19 protein-coding genes are annotated in these 19031 nt (G+C 46.4%); 3 read left to right on the top strand and 16 right to left on the bottom strand.

Annotated features, from left to right (window positions below; genetic code table 11):
* Positions 1-57: 57 nt before the first annotated feature.
* The 14 genes from JOE09_RS22740 to JOE09_RS22805 all read right to left on the bottom strand — a co-directional run bounded on the left by JOE09_RS22740 (position 58) and on the right by JOE09_RS22805 (position 15758).
* The gene (locus JOE09_RS22740) at positions 58-3033 is read right to left on the bottom strand and encodes an FKBP-type peptidyl-prolyl cis-trans isomerase N-terminal domain-containing protein (protein WP_205067435.1); all 2976 of its coding nucleotides are present in this window, start codon (positions 3031-3033) and stop codon (positions 58-60) included.
* Positions 3030-3542, bottom strand: coding sequence for a hypothetical protein (locus JOE09_RS22745; protein ID WP_205067436.1), 513 nt, complete (start codon positions 3540-3542; stop codon positions 3030-3032). Before JOE09_RS22745 ends, JOE09_RS22740 begins: the two co-directional genes overlap by 4 nt.
* 11 nt (positions 3543-3553) lie before the next feature.
* Positions 3554-4183: a helix-turn-helix transcriptional regulator gene (locus JOE09_RS22750; protein ID WP_205067437.1), complete on the bottom strand. Its 630-nt coding sequence runs from the start codon at positions 4181-4183 to the stop codon at positions 3554-3556.
* Positions 4184-4646: 463 nt separating this feature from the next.
* Positions 4647-5213 (bottom strand): fimbrial protein, encoded by a 567-nt coding sequence (locus JOE09_RS22755; RefSeq protein ID WP_205067438.1) that lies wholly within the window; start codon positions 5211-5213, stop codon positions 4647-4649.
* Positions 5214-5227: 14 nt separating this feature from the next.
* Positions 5228-5731: a fimbrial protein gene (locus tag JOE09_RS22760; RefSeq protein WP_205067439.1), complete on the bottom strand. Its 504-nt coding sequence runs from the start codon at positions 5729-5731 to the stop codon at positions 5228-5230.
* Positions 5732-5753: 22 nt separating this feature from the next.
* The gene (locus JOE09_RS22765; protein WP_239553260.1) at positions 5754-6401 is read right to left on the bottom strand and encodes a fimbrial protein; all 648 of its coding nucleotides are present in this window, start codon (positions 6399-6401) and stop codon (positions 5754-5756) included.
* Positions 6402-6440: 39 nt separating this feature from the next.
* The gene (locus JOE09_RS22770; protein WP_205067440.1) at positions 6441-7175 is read right to left on the bottom strand and encodes a fimbria/pilus periplasmic chaperone; all 735 of its coding nucleotides are present in this window, start codon (positions 7173-7175) and stop codon (positions 6441-6443) included.
* Positions 7176-7188: 13 nt separating this feature from the next.
* Positions 7189-9714 carry an outer membrane usher protein gene (locus tag JOE09_RS22775; protein ID WP_205067456.1) on the bottom strand — a complete coding sequence of 842 codons (2526 nt, stop codon included), beginning with the start codon at positions 9712-9714 and terminating at the stop codon, positions 7189-7191.
* Positions 9715-9833: 119 nt separating this feature from the next.
* The gene (locus tag JOE09_RS22780; RefSeq protein WP_146114148.1) at positions 9834-10364 is read right to left on the bottom strand and encodes a fimbrial protein; all 531 of its coding nucleotides are present in this window, start codon (positions 10362-10364) and stop codon (positions 9834-9836) included.
* Between the two features lie 79 nt (positions 10365-10443).
* Positions 10444-10980, bottom strand: a complete 537-nt coding sequence (locus tag JOE09_RS22785) for a fimbrial protein (RefSeq protein ID WP_105593649.1) — start codon at positions 10978-10980, stop codon at positions 10444-10446.
* 549 nt (positions 10981-11529) lie between these two features.
* On the bottom strand, positions 11530-11892 hold the full coding sequence (locus JOE09_RS22790) for a YibL family ribosome-associated protein (protein ID WP_205067441.1): 363 nt from the start codon (positions 11890-11892) through the stop codon (positions 11530-11532).
* Between the two features lie 72 nt (positions 11893-11964).
* On the bottom strand, positions 11965-12513 hold the full coding sequence (mtlR, locus tag JOE09_RS22795; protein WP_205067442.1) for a mannitol operon repressor MtlR: 549 nt from the start codon (positions 12511-12513) through the stop codon (positions 11965-11967).
* Between the two features lie 80 nt (positions 12514-12593).
* Entirely contained in the window at positions 12594-13742 is a 1149-nt protein-coding gene (gene mtlD / locus JOE09_RS22800; protein WP_205067443.1) for a mannitol-1-phosphate 5-dehydrogenase, read from the bottom strand.
* 87 nt (positions 13743-13829) lie between these two features.
* Positions 13830-15758, bottom strand: a complete 1929-nt coding sequence (locus tag JOE09_RS22805; RefSeq protein WP_205067444.1) for a PTS mannitol transporter subunit IICBA — start codon at positions 15756-15758, stop codon at positions 13830-13832.
* Positions 15759-16446: 688 nt separating this feature from the next.
* Here JOE09_RS22805 and JOE09_RS22810 point away from each other — a divergent pair.
* The 3 genes from JOE09_RS22810 to JOE09_RS22820 all read left to right on the top strand — a co-directional run bounded on the left by JOE09_RS22810 (position 16447) and on the right by JOE09_RS22820 (position 18003).
* Positions 16447-16728, top strand: coding sequence for a hypothetical protein (locus JOE09_RS22810; RefSeq protein WP_146114149.1), 282 nt, complete (start codon positions 16447-16449; stop codon positions 16726-16728).
* Positions 16729-17105: 377 nt separating this feature from the next.
* The gene (locus JOE09_RS22815) at positions 17106-17372 is read left to right on the top strand and encodes a bacteriocin (RefSeq protein WP_105593653.1); all 267 of its coding nucleotides are present in this window, start codon (positions 17106-17108) and stop codon (positions 17370-17372) included.
* Positions 17373-17721: 349 nt separating this feature from the next.
* Positions 17722-18003 carry a hypothetical protein gene (locus tag JOE09_RS22820; protein WP_205067445.1) on the top strand — a complete coding sequence of 94 codons (282 nt, stop codon included), beginning with the start codon at positions 17722-17724 and terminating at the stop codon, positions 18001-18003.
* A gap of 89 nt (positions 18004-18092) precedes the next feature.
* On the opposite strand, the gene JOE09_RS22825 is transcribed toward JOE09_RS22820, so the two are convergent.
* Together JOE09_RS22825 and JOE09_RS22830 are read right to left on the bottom strand one after the other, a co-directional pair.
* Positions 18093-18806 (bottom strand): DUF3053 domain-containing protein, encoded by a 714-nt coding sequence (locus tag JOE09_RS22825; protein ID WP_205067446.1) that lies wholly within the window; start codon positions 18804-18806, stop codon positions 18093-18095.
* A 14-nt stretch (positions 18807-18820) separates the two neighbouring features.
* Positions 18821-19031: hypothetical protein (locus tag JOE09_RS22830; protein WP_205067447.1), on the bottom strand; the 211-nt coding region annotated here is incomplete at its 5' end.

The raw sequence follows: 19031 nt of genomic DNA on the forward strand, positions 1-19031 counted from the left end.
GTATCAGTACTACTGAATGCGTATTTTTATTTTCTCAATAACCATTCCGCATCATCGTTACTTTTTCTCACGTCCTGGATAAACATCTGAAACGCGCAGATCGTAAACCATAGTCGCATTAGGTGGTACCTTTGGCGGATATCCTTTATCACCATAAGCCAGCGCAGGTGGAACCACTATGGTAATCGAGCCATGGTTTTTAAGCTTAGATAACGCCTCTCGGAATACCGGCGGGAATGCTGATATCGGCTGAGATAAAACAATGCCTTTCGCATCCATATCCTCAACAACCATACCATTTGCCAGACTCTCTTTGACAACAACGTCAATTGTTGCACCAGCAGGAATAGGCGTATCGCCCGTATACCCTATACGATACCAAAAACCAGATTCACTTTTTTTGACATTTTTCTGTTTAGTAAAATTATCTATGAACTTTTTAGTCGATTTATCTAAATCGCCCATGTATTTCTCACGACCCGATTTCACCCGTTCGCTGATGTTCATTAATGCCTTATGCAACTCAGCCGGAGGAAGCTTTTCCTTACCCTGGAATGAATCGATGATCCCAGCAAGAACGCTCGGCTTGTCGCTATCCGTTGATGCCCAGTTACGGTTTTCGGCCTGGAGCTGAAGGATCTCTGTTCCAAGAGAAACACCTATTGCATATGCTTCACGGGTTGATTTCTTCTTCAGCGTTTCAGTCGTCACCTCCAGTAAGCCTTTAGCTTTGGATGAGGCACTCTGCTTTGTCGCTTCGGTAAGCTCGGCCTGAGTTGCATCCAGTTTTAACTGTAGCTCTTTAATCTTATTCTCTGCCACCTTGTAATCTGCAGTGGACATTGAATCATCAGTTTTGGCAACATCTCCGGTTGAAACGGCCTTTTTCTGCAACATCAACGCAGTATCTAACTGCCCCTGAAGTGCTTTGATTTTCAGCTGGCTATCAGCCAACTGAGCCGAGCCAGGCACGTTATCAAGCTGATGTTGTAATTTATCTTTTTCTGACTGAATCGCTGCATGCTGTGCCTGAACTGCCGACAGCTCCTGTTGTAAAGATTTAACCTTATTCTCAGCGGCTGCCTTTTCCGTCATTAATGTCGCATTACTGGCCTGCATCTGTTCGCTAGTGATGTTACCTTTTTTCTGTAACAGCATGGCGGTATCAAGCTGTGCCTGAAGCGCTTTTATTTTTTGCTGGCTATCAGCCAGCTGGGCCTCAGTTGGCGCTTTCTCCAGCCGATGCTGTAATTGCTCTTTTTCACCTGCTACAGTTTTTCGCTGCTGCTCGGCAGCGGCGAGCTTATCCTGCAACTCTTTCATTTGCGCGGATAAAGCCGAACTGTGTTGTTCATTGCTTTTGAGTTCGCCCTGCAGTTTCTGCTGGAATTCCTGCTTTTCAGCGAGCAGAGCAGTCTGCTGAATCTGTAATGCATTCAGCTTTTCCTGTAGCGCCTTAATTGTATTATCAGCCAATTGTTTCTCTGCCAGTAGAACGACATTGCTCGCTTTCACCTGCTGACTGGCGCTGATTTCCTTTTTCTGCAGCAGTATAGCGTTGGCATCCAACTCACTTTGCAGGGCCTTAACCTTCTGCTGGCTGTCAGCCAGCTGCGCAGGAGTGGGAGCATGCTCAAGCTGACGCTGAAGTTTTTCTTTATCTGCCAAAAGAACCGCTTGCTGATGCTGGGCGGCGGTCAATTTATCCTGCAGCTCTTTAAGCTGAACGGCAATCGCTGCGCTATTTTCCTCTTTGCTAAGCAGATTGTTTTGCAGTTTTTGCTGAAGCTGCTGTTGCTCAGACTGCAGAGTTGCTTGTTGAATTTGGGACGCGGCGAGTTTTTCCTGTAGAACTTTGATCTTATCTTCCGCTGATTTTTTCTCAGCGATGAACATTTCGCTGCTTGATTTAGCCTGCTCAGTGGCGCTGCGTTCTTGTTTCTGTAGCAGCTGAGCACTGGCATCCAACTGATTTTTTAGCTTAACAACCTGCTGCTGGCTCTCGGCAAGTTGAGCGGGCGTCGGAGCAGCCGTCAGCTGTTGCTGCAGCTGTTGCTTTTCATTTTGTAAATCGGTGAGTTGCTGCTGCCGGGTGGCCAGTTCATCCTGCAGTTTATTTTGCTGTTTTTTTACTCGCTCAAGCGTTTCGCTCACGCTACTGTGGCCGGAGATCTGCAACATAAGCTGCTTATTATCGTCAGCATACTGCTTATTCTCGCTCTCTAACTTGCGCATGGAATTTTCAAGTTGTTGAACCTGCGCTGACGCTTGTGATGCTTTCTGACGGCTTGTAGCAAGATCTGATTCCAGACGATCGTTTTGCTTGTTCAACGTTTCCAGTTTTGTACTCAGCGATGTTTCACGTACGTTGTCGCTCTGAGAACGGCTATTCTTTAGAACCACAATTTTGTTCTGTAATTCATCAAGCTGTAATTTCAGCTCTTTTTGCTTTTCTTGCATCGCAGCTTCAGCCAGCCGGGCATTTGCCGCACGCTGATTAGCCTGCTTCAGATTTTCAGCAAGAGTGCCAGGAGCAGGACGTAAAGTGAATGTCCTGTAAAGGCTCTCAATCATATTCTGAACCATCTGCACATCCTGCGGTGAAGCCGCTGGAATAGCTGCCGCTGCGGCGGACGCTTTATCAGCTGCCTGCTGTAGTGTAGAAAGTTGCTTTTCAAGTTTTTGAATGGTCTGACTTTGCGCCGCAATCTCCTGCTCTTTTTGCGCAACATGCCCTTTTAGCTGTAACAGCTGACGCCGTTCAGGCTCAGTCATCAGCGGCTGATTGACCACAGGTGCAAGTACAGGTTTTTTAGGCACAGACGAGCCTTTACGCTCCGACTGAGGCGCTTTTTTGGCGGGTTTGTACCGCGGAATGTCGGTTTGTTCTTGCTGATACTTACGCGCAAACTGAAGAACTGCCGGTGCTTCATTCGGCTCAGCATAGGCCGGCCGGCCAACAACCGTCAGGCTAAATATGAGCAACGCAATCTGAGAATGAACAAAAGGGAATGCGCCTGGCTTACGATTCATGGACGAGCCTCACCTCGGCGCGTCAGTCCATCCAGTAGTGTTTGAGCGATCTGAGCGCAAAGCAGATTAGCGCGATATCGATACAGGGCATCTACCGTGTCCTGCGTATCGGCATTAATTTTTTGGCGGAGGTTAGCGTATTGAGCGGCCCCATTCATCAGATAATCGAAAGAGTTACGCATACGCGTGTACTGCGCCGGGCTCATCACTTTCAGTGCCTCCAACTGAGACTGGCACTGCTGCAGCTTTTCACTTTCCGTCTTATATTTTTCGCTATGAGTCTCTGCATTGATATTCTGTTGGGCAAGCACAGGCTTTCCGCTATCAACATCAGAGGAAGCAGGTGTAGCCCCAATGGGGGCAGATTGCACTTGCGCGGTATTGGATGATGAACGGACCATCGATTTACCTGAATCTGATGTGGTCTGACAACCCAATAAAAAAAATGCAAAAAATAATATCGCATTATTTCTTGCATACAAAAATAAATTGGAAGATGTTTTAATCATGAATTTCTCAGTTATTTTTCACGGGCACGCCATGATTCACACCACCCTTCCTGGAGAAGCCAATAGTTCAGCTCGGCAGGACGAATCATGTTTAGCTTAGACATAATATTTCGTTTATGAGCGCTGACGGTTTTTTCACTAATGTGAAGAAAACGAGCCACCGCTCCATTACTAATACCCCGAGCGAGATAACGCAGTATCTCCGTCTCACGCCTGGTAAGATTGTTTTTAGATCGTACTGAACACGGTGGTATTAAAATGTTACGTAAATCAGATTGTGGTTCAAGATGACTACGAATAGCAGTAGCGACATCATCAACGGATTGATCTCTGTATAATGATGTATACTGATTTAATTTGCTGATTTTCAGAGCATTTGCTGTATTATTCGATGCAACATCATGAATGATAAATACGCTCAATACACGAGAAGCCAGTCTGCGATTCAAATAATGAAGATTTGCAACTGATACCGTGTCCGCAGACAAAAATATTAACTTTGCCCGGCTGTTAAAAACACAATCGGTAAACTCCACGTTCAATCCCATTGACGAAGAGTTATCACTGATGCAATTCATTAGCCCTTCAGCAAAAAAGCGATTAGGGTCATTGATCACAACTGTTAAATGGTTTCTTTTCATAAATAGATCCTAATGTTATCCCTAACCCGAGAAGTTGTTTTTAATCTCAACAACTCCCCCTGCTATCTCCTGATGGCAATCGTTGGGATTGTATCCCAGAGAATTTAATAAAAAAAGCAAGGCGTCATTAATACATAAATTGCGATATATTATATCGCGCATTATTTGTTGATGGTTTAGATCGTCGCAAGCTATTAATTTTTATTTTAATGGCGATGTTTAATTTCTTACTTAATGACATATTTTTAAGCAAGAAATCATCTGCCGACACAGAGTAAAACATGCTGTTTTAACTGGAAAAATCAAAATTAAAAAAGGAAGGTGTTGCTGAGCGTCTTTTTAATGTTTTTAAAAATTAATGTCAAGACGCTCAGCCAACACGCAGCTTAGAAAGAGTAACCGATGCCGGAGAGATTTTATTTCTTTATAACCGTTCGATTACCAAAATCATTGAGTCGTTGATTCACTCATACTCAAGATAGAATGTTGCAACAGCGGTAAACGGCCCTAAGACAATGTTTTTTTTGGTCAAAGCCTCCGGCTCGGCCTGAATGTAAGCCTGAAAGAAAATTTCATTGCTCCCTGCTTTCAGTTGATAATCTGAAGTCTTTTTACCGAGCGCAAGAGGTGAACCATCAGCCGTTTCAAGCCCAACCGCAATGCCTGATGTTTTCCCTCCCTCCGTTATCGCAAGGAGGTCAGGCAGTGCAAGGCTTCTCTGTCCATCGAAAGATATTCTTACATTCTTGCCTACGCTTAAATCGCACTCCGAAAGCAATAAACTGAATGGGCGAGAATATGATCGCCCATAAACATAAAGTGACTTTTCGATAACAGAATTGAAATTAAGTTCACGCGATTCATTACCCTCATCGATAATGCAGGGTTGAGCAACTAACTGTCCCGAGAAACGCAGATTATCTGCACCGCTATTATCCTCAGCTGCATATGCAGATGAGCCAGCTGCTAAGGCTGTCATCAGCAGGCTGGTATATAAAAACGATCGGCTAAATCTGAGATGTCTTTTCATCCAGCCTGCTCCAGTTAGTGGTATTCAGCCTTTAATGTAGCCGTTGCTTCAAAATTACCATCCGTTAATGTTCCTCCGGGTTTATTCACAGGAACGGCCCATATTTCCGGCTGACTGTTATAGTTAATAGCAATAGGCTTGTTCAGGCTAAATTTAGTTTTCGATCCACCGCTACCATAGTAAATTTGAATCCCGAGATCGCCCAGGTTTGTTTTAATAACACCATCACCATAAGAACCCGTACCAACCAGCGTTAACTGTAGGTCCAGACCCGGTGTTCCGCTCCCGCATTTTAGATTGTAAGGAACCGGTTGCATAAAATTAACCCCATCGATTTTACTGATCGGCATACGACCAGGAAATGCGACAACGATCTGCGAACCCGTATCATCTACACCAATAGTACATTGCGGTGGAATAACTAGCGTCCCGGTAAATTTCAAATTATCTGCAGCATTTACCTGATTGCAGAATAAAAGAGCCAGTGCGAGTGCCGTGCCATTTTTCAATAATTTCATTTTTACTTTCCTTGTTATCTGATTATTGGTAATCCAGTCCAACATTGATCAGTGACCACCAGTTTCCGGCGACTAAGCTTGCACGAGTACGTTCGGGGGCAATGATATAGACTAACTGATTATTCCCTGGTGTTAGCTGAAGAGGAGTAGCATGGCCCCCAACACGGACATCTCTTCCTAGCATATCCGTAAGCCGCAACGCCAGCCCGCTAGCTCCGCTGACCTGAATCAGCTCCGGATTATCGGGGTCCAGAGGCGCCTTAAAGCTAATGGAAACGGAGGGTTGCCTGTTGCTCCAGGTGACGTTGCCTGTAAAGCTATCGCTCATTCTTGAGGCAGAAGAAGCACAATCCTCGAGTTTTATTTCAAACCTCACTGCTTTACCACGTTCGCCAATGTGGCGCAGCTGCGCAGTTCCTATATTACCCATAGAGATATCTTGCCAGGCGGAACTGGTAGCCAAACGGCAGGCACTTTCCGTCAGCGAACCGTGAACATGTATTTCACCGTGCGCCCCGTCTACCTCCCAGTTATCCGCGGCCAGGAGGGCAGGATGATATAAAGTACATACAGCAAGAATCGCAGTTGCAACGACAAACCTGATTGAATGAGAGGGTTGTTCATTCTGCATCAGCGGGCTGCAATTCTTTTTTCCCTGTTGTTTTTGCATACCTGATTTCCTTATCCCGCAGTTTATTCTGTATATCCGTTATTTAGATTTAACCGGTGTCGCCTTGCAGTTCGTGCCGCTACAGGTAAATTTCAGCTGAGGGCGTCCACCGTAGTCATTGATATAAGTTAATACCGGACTATCGCCTAATGCGGCGGCGCCGGATTTAATCGGGGCCTGGCCGTTTGGCGCAATCATTACCGCTTCAAAGTCTTTTGCTGACGGTCCCTTCACGCTGCTACTGGCATCAACGAGGGTGACATAGTATGGCGTCGGATTATTAACAACATAACGATCTCCCTGGCGAGTCAGGGTAATCTTTTCCTGCCACGGCGTGCTGTTGCCCTCGGTCATCAGTGCAGCAGGGCGGTAAAAGAGTTTTACACGCGTTTGCAGCGCGATTTGAAGCGTATTAGGCTTATCGCTGCGAGGTGGGATCTCCCTCAGGTTAAAATAGAAGAGCGATTCGCGATCCTGGGGCAGACTCTTATCTGCGCCTACCGACTGAACTCTAACCTGGCTTTGAGCACCAGGCTCAATGCGCTGTACCGGTGGTAATACGGTTAAAGGTGAAGATACTTTGTTGCCTTTCTCATCTTCAAGCCAGGCCTGAGCCAGATAGGGCAGCTGTTTATTTTCGTTACTGACGCTTAAACTCACCGATTTTTGGCTACCGTCAAACACAATGCGGGTACGATCTAATGCGATAGCCGCAAATGCTGACTGAATCATCAGTGGGGCCAGTACCAGCCCGAGAATAACTTTTTGTTTCATTTTTTCATCTCATCTATTTTTTGTTAACAGCCACGAGGTGGCATGGCAACAGTAAATTTGTCTCTTCGCTGATTAACAGATTCTTAGGCAGTGGCAATTCACATTGTTCTTTGCCATCCCAGAATACTTTCATTGTTTCACCTGCTTTAATACCGGACAGATATACGCTACCGCCGTCATTAACAATCCCGACGCTCTGATTTTTGCTATTTCTGACGGTAGCACCAAACGGTGGTGTGGACCCATCTGCCAGACGGAGGACCGCCATCGCTTTTTTTCCAGAAATAACTTCAAATTTACGATAACCAATTGCGCCTTCAGTCAGGGTCGCCTGAGTTACGGAACGAATAGCTTCAGCATTTTCTGGCAACTTATTCAGATCAATGCTGAGTTTATTTCGGTAATAATTACTTACGTCAGCTAATACAACTTTGCCGAAACGGTTAGACGAGGTAGTTGAACCATAACCACTGACTGGCACACCCGCCACACCATCGGTATCCAACAGGATTCGGGTTCCGCCAATAATACTGGTTCTGTGCAATGCAGCACCTTTCAGCGTTGCGGTTGCCCCACCCTGCACACTCAATCCGACCGAGCTGTATTCTCCTTCCTGATAAGTGGCATTAGCATCAACCTGGGCAATATCACCTTCATGAGAATAATAACCACTTGCCAGCGCTTTACTGTGTGACAATCCACTACTGACCTGATAGTTGTTGTGTTCATCAACCCGTTTGTAATAGCTCGCTTTATTTGTACTATCAGAACGACCCCAGCTGCCGTTATAGCTCAGGCTGGCATCGGTGCCGATAGGCAATGAAAGCGACAAGTACATTCCGTCATCAGTATGCCCGTTATATTTATTACGGAAAGCAGTTAATGACAGGCTTAAGTTTTTTAAGCGTCCTAAGTCAAAATAACTTGCCACCGTAACGTCGTAGCGATCGTTGTCCGGCCTGTCCCAATATGTCTGATGATTATAATTAAGATACGCACTAAGACCAGCCTCACGGAACTGCTGGTTAAAGGAGATGGTATACATCTCTTTACTGTTTTGCGTACGCACACCGGTTATTCTGGCATCGAGATACTCACTCATGCTCATGTAGTTTTTCTGCGAGAAGCGATATCCCGCAAAGGTCACCTGGTTGTCATAGTCATCAAAGCGCTTCGAATAGCTCAACCGATATGAACCGCCTGAGTATGTCTCATCACTATGGGGTAGTTTTGTCCGGGATTGCGTTGCGTCAAATGACAGCGCACCCAGGAACAACAGGTCACGACCGATACCCAGAGCAAGGGCGTTATATCTGCCATCGGATACACCACCGCCATATAACGACCAGCCGTTATTAATACCCCAGGAAAACTCCCCAGAGCCAAACATCGGTCCGCTAGCATGATGCCGCCAGTCTGTTGGGCGACCGGATGCAATTTTATAACGTATCGTTCCCGGACGGGTAAGATAAGGAATGTTCGCCGTATTGATCGAAAATTCCTGCACGCTTCCGTCCTGCTCTTCTACGCGCACATCTAATTTACCGGTAACCGCATCGTTAATATCCTGAATACGGAATGGGCCCGATGCCACCTGAGTCTGCTGTAATACACGTCCCTGCTGGCTGATAATGACTTTTGCGTTGGTTTTAGCCACGCCGGTCACTTCTGGCGCATAGCCACGTAGATTCGGCGGCAGCATGCCATCATCAGTTGCCAACGTAACACCGGTAAAACGGAAACTGTCAAAGATATCAGAGTTGAGGTAGTTCTCACCCAGGGTAAGTTTTGCGCCAAGACGAGCAATCGCCCTGTAGGCGTAATAACGACTCCAGTCCCAGGTCACCTTATTAGATGATTCATTACCTGACTGATGATTGTAGCGACTTTGCCAGTCGGCACGAAAACGCCATACGTCAAAGTTGGCGCCAACGGTACCGTTGCCACTAACATCATAACTCTTATCTCCACTCTTACTCTGGCGCTGCCCCTGGGCGTTAACGTTATAGTCGAACAGCAGCCCCGGAATACCATTGTCCCAGCGCGATGGAGGGTCCCAGTCATCGGAGGTATACTCCAGATAGGCCTGTGGAATGCTCAGATAAACTGTCGATGCGGACAGATCGCTTTTAACCACCGTCCCTTTCAGACTGTCAGCAACCAGACACTCACCGTTGTGCCACCAGCTTAGCTTTTCCTTCATTTGTGGCTTCAGACCAATTTGCTCAACCAGCTCCGGTGTAATACAGGCGTCACTGCCTTTAGGATCGTTATCCGGAGCGAAAAAGCTGATCGGCTGTTCTCTCAGCTGCTGTTTGTTAATATTGACGGACATGATGTAGTCACCCGGCATAACGAAACCAGCGCGGGAAAACTGATTGAGGTCGATATTTTTACGATCGTTAACATCGAGTACATCGACGTTAAAATTGAAGTCCTGGGAGCTAGCGGGAAAGACAGCACCGCTGATGATACAACTAATAATTAATCCCAGAATATGCGGGCGTGTAGAAAAAGACCTAACATAATATGGCGTCATCATTCCCTGACCTTTTTTTATTCCATTCAAGCGCCATAGAGTCATTTACATCAATGGTTCTGCGCCATGCCGAATATTCATCTCAGCAAAGGATTAATGAATCAAAAAGATAACGCGGCTTAGTAGTAATCCATTTTATATTTAATTATGGAATTGTACTCACCAGCGTGCAGTGCTTTATGGTTGCTCACAAGCTGAATAGAATAGTTAAGTGACATCTCTCCTGATTCAAGCTCTCCAGAAGGAAGTGGCACTCCTGGCTTTGCAACATTTCCATCGCTGTCAATAATTCTTAATGCAATACCTTTTGCATCACCCTCGACGGTAAATAATCCCTCATCATTCATACCATCGAACGTTATGGTAAAATATTTCCACTGCGTTAAATTTTCATCATTTTTATTTAAAACGCATTTTACCAGATTTACAGTGATACTTTTTTTTATGCTATGACCATCTCGAATAATTCGGCCAATCGGTACTACGCCCATATCAAGTGTCTGGTCGATACTGTTGATATCAATTGCGCAGGCCGTATCAATGATGCTACCAGCCATCTTTACGTGTCCAGAACCCATATCAGAGGACCAGGCCTGACTGACAGCACTCATGTTCAACAATAAAACTAAAAGGCTTATTTTCTTGAACATAGAGGAAATCCAACAATGGCAAATGAAATCAGTACATGTGGAGTTAGCCCCCACATGTACTCTTCATCAATAATGAATATTACTGATAAGCAAGGGTGAAGCTAGCGGTGCTATCGAACTGGCCCAGCTGAACGGTTTCACCCGGGTTGCCCTGTACGTAGGCAGAGAAGGACAGGGTGTTAGAACCGTTTGCCAGAGTCTGCAGTGCGGTAGGAGTACCCAGCTTGATTTTGTTACTCGCACCGTCTTGCATGATGATGCTGGCGCCAGTTGCTTTGCTCATGCCCAGGGAGTTTTCAATTTTACCTTCGGCACCGGTAAAGGTAACGCTGACAGTTTTATATTTGTCTGCCAGATTACAGTTTGCCAGTTCAATTTTAAAATCAGCAGGGATTGAAGTACCGCCGTTAGCCAGAGCTGAGTTAGAAATCTGACCCATTTCAACAGTCTGATCTTTATTACCAACGATAGAGCAAGGCGCATCAATAATAGAACCTTTGAAGGTTACGCTACCGCTACCCTGATCGGTTGGAGCTACTGGCTCTTCAGCAGCCTGAGCAAAAGTAGCAACACCCATAGCTAAAGCAACGCCAAGTACAATTTTTTTCAGTTCCATTACACTATTCCTTTATTGATATGAAAATATCTTTTTGTCCGTTTTCAAGAATGCAAAAAGCTTTTTGTACTGAATTTTTTCAGAAACAATATTTAACGAACCTAATCATGACTAATATTACATGACATCTGTAGCCACGGAGAAATAGCTACCGATGGTTGCTCGTTGAAAATAATTATTGCAAATCTTGTTCTTCATTTGAAGAGAAAAAAAACATTCCCCAGAATTCGATATATATCTCTGGAACTTTAAAATCGAAATAATAATTGCGGGCTTAGTCTCTTTTCTGGTTTTAATTAGCGATATTTTTTAACTATCCAAGTGCCAATGCGCAGGATTTAGTACTATGCGAAACCACTTCAACAGATAATGACACTGGTTTTGAGAAAAAATAAACCGCCGGACGAAGTTTTTTGATGCGGGGACACAAAAGGTAAGAATTTATGAAGGTATTTAAGGAATCTTAATTTCATCAACCAATTGTTTTTTATATAAAAAAATTAATGACGATGATATAAAAAAACCCGGAACTCTGTCCGGGCAATGTTCTTAAAATTCAGACTTAGCGAATCCGGTCATCTCTTTAAGGCCCATTTCACGGCCCAAAGCAGTGGTCGGATGCACAACAATCAGGCCACGTACGCTTTTTTTCAGCGCCCCCATATTCGCCTGCTCTTTCTTTGTAATAGGGCGGTTGAAAGGCAGCTTTTTAAGTTGTTGCGCTTCTTTACTCAGCTTTTCTGAACGCACAGTGCGCAGACGCTCAATTTCAGCCGCCAGCTTGTCTTTTTCATGCAGCAACTCCCCCAGCTTCTCACTGTCGCCCGATGCCAGCAGGCCTGCTTCTTTGTGGTTAAGGGCATCCAGCTTGTCACTAAGGATTTTAATTTCTGACTGTACTTGTTCTTTCATAACGATTAACCGTTGCAATGATTCATTGCTGAAAAGGATACACTAAAGCGGCGCAAAGCGGGTAAAGAGAGGCTACTTTTTGAAGGCCTGTTTCTGGCTGATAAGTGAAATCAACGAGGTAAGCGACAGGACCATGGTTGAGCGCACCACCTGCTGATAGCGCAGCTGCTGCATGTTGCGTAGTTCTGCATCTTCGATGGCGAAATCAGGGCGAGAAGGAAGAGGGGTTACGCAGTGCAGTTCACCAAAAGGACCCAGAATTTCATCGTCGGTGAAGCGGTATTCGTGGCCATCATGGTTCAGCTCCTCACGCAGCGCCATCAGCAGCTCACAGTCTTCATATTCACTACGATTAATCATCCCTAAACCATAAATCAGCTTCAGACGAACGGATAGCTCGCCGAGCGGGCCATCGCCGTGCAACAGCGGCTCCACCGCGTACTTTACGGCATAGTCATCTTTACGGAACACCTGAATAACCAGAATATTAATCGCCTCTGCCAGCAATTCGACGGCAGCGATCAAAAAGCTTCTCACCGATCGTCCGGCGTTAAGGCGCTCCAGCACCCTGTTTTCAAAAGCCTGAGGTTGTTCCATGAGTGCCTGCATATCATTCATCATAGGGCAGAGTAATGCCAGCGCGGGCACAGCGGCAAAGCTGTGCCCTGATTGTTCGTCCCTGAGGAGCGCGTTCACCGGCATTATGCCATAGCGCTCCAGGCTTTCACTACGTCCTTAACCACATCACTTTTGGCATCAAGACCTGAGATCTGAGCCAGCGTGGTCGCGACATCCTGCTTCGCGAGGAGCTCTGCCAGCTCCTGCGCCTGCGGGTCCTGCTCACTGTGATAACGCAGCGCGGCGGCAATCCCGGTTACCAGGTTATCGTGAGGAAGCTGATATTCCAGCGTACCTAGCGTTGGCTTAATCAGGCGGTCCCCGGCGCTGAGTTTGCGCAGCGGCTGGCGGCCAACCCGCTCAACGTCATCTTTCAGGTATGGGTTTTCAAAACGACCCAGGATTTTCTGAATATATGCCGCATGCTTATCCGCTTCAAAACCGTAACGCTTAATCAGTACGGCACCACTTTCTTCCATTGCACCTTTAACTACCGCACGCACCTGTGGATCGAGAATCGCTTCGCGAATGGTGTTATGCCCCGCCAGCTGTCCAAGATAGGCGGTAATGGCATGCCCCGTATTGAGCGTGAACAGTTTACGTTCAACAAATGCCATCAGGTTGTCGGTCAGCTCCATACCCGGGATCGCAGGCCGTGTTCCTTTAAACTGGGTTTGATCGACAATCCATTCACTAAAGGTTTCAACCGTCACTTCCAGCGGATCGCTGCTGCCGGCTTCAGAAGGCGGGACGATACGGTCAACGGCGGAATCCACAAACCCCACGTTCGCTTCAACCCAGGCATGATACTGCTCGGGTAGCGCTTTCAGTACGTGGCCTTTTAACTGTGTGGTACCGCGAACCATATTTTCGCAGGCAATAATATTCAGGGGACGGGTATTAGCGTTATCACTGCGTTTGGCCAGTCCTTTGGCGATGCCACCAGCAATGCGCTCGAGGATCTGTGGACCAACCGCCGTGGTAACGATATCAACCTCAGCCACCAGATCGACAATATCGTCGCTGGTGCTGTTAACTGCATTCACACCTTTTACTATCTCAATCTGTGCCTGTTCACCGACCACGTGAACCGGGTACTCATGGCGTGCGTTAATCGCGTCCAGAACCACCTGATTCACGTCCGCGAACGTCAGTTGAATACCCGCGTCGGCCAGCAGTTTACCGATAAATCCCCGGCCAATGTTACCCGCGCCAAAATGTAAAGCTTTCATGATATTACCCACTTAAATTGTTCAGGAATCGATCCAAAAAAGGCCGGGCATGCCCGGCCCTTACGGAATACATCACCACTCGCTGAATCAGGCGCTGGTTTTACCGGACAGCAGATCCAACACTTCTTGTACGCTGGTAGTGGTCGCCAGTCGGGCAATCACACTGTCATCGTCAAGGGCATTGGTCAGGCTGGTAATCACCTGGATATGCTCGTTGTTGCGGGCGGCAATACCAATGACGAGGCGAGCGATGTCATCTTCTTCCTCACCGAAACGCACGCCTTCCGGGTACTGGCAAAATACCACGCCGGTTTTCAGCACGCGGTCTTTAGCAGCGATGGTGCCATGCGGTACGGCAATCGATTCACCCAGGTAAGTCGGCGTCAGTTTTTCACGCTCCAGCATCGCTTCTACGTATTCCGGCTCGACGTAGCCGCCTTTTACCAGCTGTTCACCGGCAAAGCGAATCGCCTGCTCTTTATCGCTGGCATGATTGCCAAGGAAGACATTGCTGGCAGTCAGCTTGAACAGATGCTCCTGGCCCTCATCAAAACTGTCACTGAGCGTAGTGCTCACTTTCTCGCGATGTTCGGCACTGCGGTTAGCTTCAACCAGACGTGCGGTCAGATCGTTATACAGGCCGCTGTCGAGGAAGTTAGTCAGTGAAATATGCTGTGCGTGAGGTGCCTGGCGCATCGCACGCTCGGTCAGATCGCGGTGAGTGATCACGAGGTCAACATCACCCGGCAGACTGTTAATCGCCGTGTTAGTCACGGAAATATTACCCAGACCCGCATCGTTAACTTTCTTACGCAGCACGCCTGCACCCATCGCGCTGGAACCCATACCGGCATCACAGGCCACAATGATTTTGCGCACGTGGGATAAATCAGAGTGCAGTGCATCGGCACCGGCGACAGTTGCTGACTGGCCTTTTGATTCGGCTTTCATTTCCTGCATACGACGTGTTGCCGCTTCGATGTCGTCTTCTTCTTTAACCTTGCTGGTTTTCAGCAGCACGGCTGAAACCACAAAGGAAACGGCGAAGGCCGCAACAATGGCCGCGATGTTCGCGAAGTAGGCACCTTTTGGCGTCATCGCCAGTACGGCGAGGATAGAACCCGGAGATGCCGGTGAAACCAGCCCGCCGTTCAGCAGCGTCAGGGTAAACACGCCGGTCATACCGCCCAGAATAACCGCAAGGATCAAACGTGGGTTCATCAGCACATACGGGAAGTAAATCTCATGGATACCGCCCAGGAAATGGATAATCGCAGCGCCACCGGCAGACTGCTTCGCGTTGCCACGGCCGAAGAACATGTAGGCCATCAGCACGCCCATGCCCGGGCCCGGGTTCGCTTCAATCAGGAAGAAGATGGACTTACCGGCTTCGCTGGCCTGCTGGATACCCAGCGGCGAGAAGATACCGTGGTTAATCGCATTGTTCAGGAAGAGGATTTTTGCCGGTTCAACAAAGATAGAGGTCAGCGGCAGCAGGTTGTTCTGCACCATCAGATTTACGCCGGCGGCAAGGATATGCGACAGGCCTTCAACCAATGGACCGATAGCCAGGAATGCCAGGATCGCCAACAGCATGCCGATAATACCGGCAGAGAAGTTGTTAACCAGCATTTCGAAGCCGCTTTTAATTTTACCATCAACCTGACGGTCGAAGGTTTTGATTGCCCAGCCGCCCAGCGGACCAGCAATCATTGAGCCGAGGAACATCGGCATATCGGCACCCACAATCACGCCCATAGTCGTAATTGCACCAACCACACCACCGCGATCGCCACCGACCAGACGTCCGCCGGTATAACCGATCAGCAATGGCAGCAGATAGGTAATCATTGGACCAACCAGCTTGGCCAGCGTTTCGTTTGGCAGCCATCCGGTTGGAATAAACAGCGCGGTGATAATACCCCAGGCAATAAATGCCCCGATATTTGGCATTACCATATTACTCAGAAAGCGACCAAAGTTCTGAACCTTGATCTTAATATCTGATGAGGACATAAAAGCACACCTCTTATTGGTACGCGCTGACCATTAAGAGAGCGCGCTGATGTTGTTTGAAGACGGTTACGGCGAAAAAGCCGTCAGTATCACTGTATGCAAGCGGACTCTATCACGCGAATATGACGCTGCGTAGTCGCACAATAATATGTGATGTAGATCACTATATATGAAGGGCTTAAGGGGGTGTTTTCGTGATGTTCATCACAATTTTTGCGTTTAAAAAAAATACACTGCTGAAAAAAAAGCCTTGAACAGTGGAAAAATGAGATGAAAATCACAAAATCAAGCATCATGTTTGTTTCTAAAACGTGATGATGATCACAATAAATTTTACGCGAAAATCCTTGTTCCGCTCAATAAACTCAACTCACTACCGACCAGTACAGGCCTGTCGCAAACAACACCGCGAACGGCAATATCATGCTGTTAAAAGGTTGAAAGGAAAAACGCTAGTCCTGCTCTAACAATGTCACTTTCGTTTTTTGATAATCTAATTAGTGCCACAGGGCGCATAATATATTCATTAGTATGGAAATATCACACACTGAGAAACATCTATTACTTTTTTTAAAAAATATGAGTTTAATTTCATTATGGATATGATTCTATTCAAACAAATCAAATTCAAAATTGAATCGCTAACATTAAGTCAACGCAAATTTCAAATAAACAGGGAGATTATTGAATGAGCTTTCGTGAACTAACGACTTCAGAACTTTCACAGGTTAGTGGTGCTGGATGTGGCGTTTTGGGCATGCATGAAGAACGAGCTACTGCTACACATCTTCAGTCATTAATGGAAGTTGCTAAGCTTTACTCCCAGGTCGATCCACGATATCGCGGTATGGATTATCGTATGGTTGCTGCCACTGAGCCAAGCGTACGCAGAGCACTGATCAAGATTGTTGACGACCTGGGTGCCGGTGGCAAAGAAACAGCGAACGCATGGGCAAACGGCTGCTGGTAAAGCTCACTTTTCTGGCGTGAATGAGAAAAAATAGGGGCTACAGAAATGTGGCCTGTTTGTTATTAACATCATGAAAATAAAATAACCCACGTATATCCTTGCTGAACTCCCAAACACTTGCCATTTTAATAAAATGCTATAAATCATAGTTAATATGATATACCACAATGAAATTCCAACCAAAATAAACATATTACCACCACACTTAAAACCTCGAATTAAATTAACCATCACATAACACCAGCGATCAATAAAATTGACTTATCAACATTGCTTATGGATGAAAAACTATAATTTAGATTATATTTTTAATGTAAAATCACTTCGTTGGCATTGTGTCAACATAGGGAATAACTTCATAAAATGGAGAAAGAAAAATGAGTATCCGTGAATTAAATAAATCTGAACTTTCGCAAATTAGCGGCGGCAGCATTTCAGACAGTGAAATTTTCGGTCTTCGCTTTGAACGTCTGTTAGACGTGGCAAAACTTTATTCTCAAGTCGATCCAAAATATCGCGGTATGGATTGCCATGTCATTGCTGCAACAGAACCAGGCATTCGTAAGGCCATGATTACCATCATTGATTCTGTTGGTGCTGGCGGCCAGGAAACCGTTGACCAATGGCTGAATGGTAACTGGTAAGCTACCCCTTCTGGTAAAAGCTCACTAATATCGAAGGCCACAGAAATGTGGCTTTTTAGTAAAAATTAATAGATTGAAATTTAGCAGCATGTTCCTCTATTAATTTCATAACTTCTGGATAATTAAAAAACTTCGCATTATGCTTTTTAAAACCCACCTGAATTAATGAGACAACAAACACATACACCAATAGTTTTTAATCCAAAACATACCAAAAAGAGACTTATGTTATAAAAACATAAAATGGAATTATGGATAATTTATTATTTAAAACTCCTTAACCAAAGATATCATAAGTCTGCAGGAATTCTGTTTTTTATAGAATTTAATAAATATGGAGATTTATAAAATGAGCATTCGTGAACTAACCATTGTTGAAGCTTCACAGGTAAGCGGCGCAGGAAATAGCAATCCAAACTACTATAGAGACGCAGGCGAGACTTTAATCGCACTAGGGGAAATCGCGAAGCAGTATGCTCTAAACGATCCGCAATATTTTGGCATGGATTACCGTGTTATTACGGCTACGGATCCAGGCTTACGCCAGGAGGCTATCAGAGTTGTCAATATCCTGTGTGGTGGTAAAGGCGGAGAAAAGAACGTAGATTCATGGATAAAGCTCTATAGCTGATTCAAAAATTAAGGCCACAGCAGTGTGGCCTTTTTAATATCGTGAAGAATAAAATTAAGCGGGACGGGATGATTACCCCACCTCATCTATTACTGAATGCTGTTCAGTACGCCTTGCGCCTGATTAAGTGCCTGAGCGTTCATGCTCAGGTTGCTCATTAACGTGTTGTAAGCGGATGCCTGCTCCTGGGTTGGGAACTGCACCGCCGAGCCGTTAAAGCTGACGCGCGTTCCCTGCTGCTGCAGGAAATCACCGGCCTGGATCACATCCTGGCTCAGCGTTTGTAGCGTAGGCAGCAGAGGCATTAATGCGTCCGCCGGCTGCGTCACCACTTTATTAAAGACATTGTCATAGACGGTTTTCAGATCTTCCGGCTGCTTCAGCGTGGCTTTACTGCTATCCGCCTGCGTTTTCGCCGTCTGAACCTGCTGAGTCAGCACGCCTAATGAACCGCTGGCCTGGCGCAGTGAATCACGGCGGGTCAGATAGTCCTGCGGGGTACGAATGGCCGAAAGCTCATCGACTACGGGTTTTAATCCGGAATCGACCGCCTTGTTCACCTGCTGAGAAAAACCGTAGATAATGGCGTAATCACTGACGTAATTGCCGAACTTCTGCTTCTGATCTTCGCTCAGCGAAGGCAGATGCTCCCCACTGCGCATCACCGTATTTTGCAGGAAATCGATAAACGCCTTGCGTTGGTCGGCTTCTTTATCACCGCAGCCGGTTAGCTGCAGCACCAGAAACAGCGCCATAAACGGCACCAGCAAACGCATCCAGATGCGTGCAGGTCCTTTGGTCATGGAAAAAACTCCTGTTAACTATCTTGCGGGTTGTGAAGAAGATAAATCCTGAATGAAGGATAGTCGAACTCGTTTTCGAAGGATAGCGCGATCGTTGGTGTCGCCGTCGAGGATCGATAATCGCCGATGCTGGCAGATTGGCAGATTGGCAGATTGGCAGATTGGCAGATTGGCAGATTGGCAGATTGGCAGATTGGCAGATTGGCAGATTGGCAGATTGGCAGA

It is taken from the genome of Pantoea coffeiphila, assembly GCF_016909495.1.
Classification (GTDB): Bacteria; Pseudomonadota; Gammaproteobacteria; order Enterobacterales; family Enterobacteriaceae; genus Erwinia; species Erwinia coffeiphila.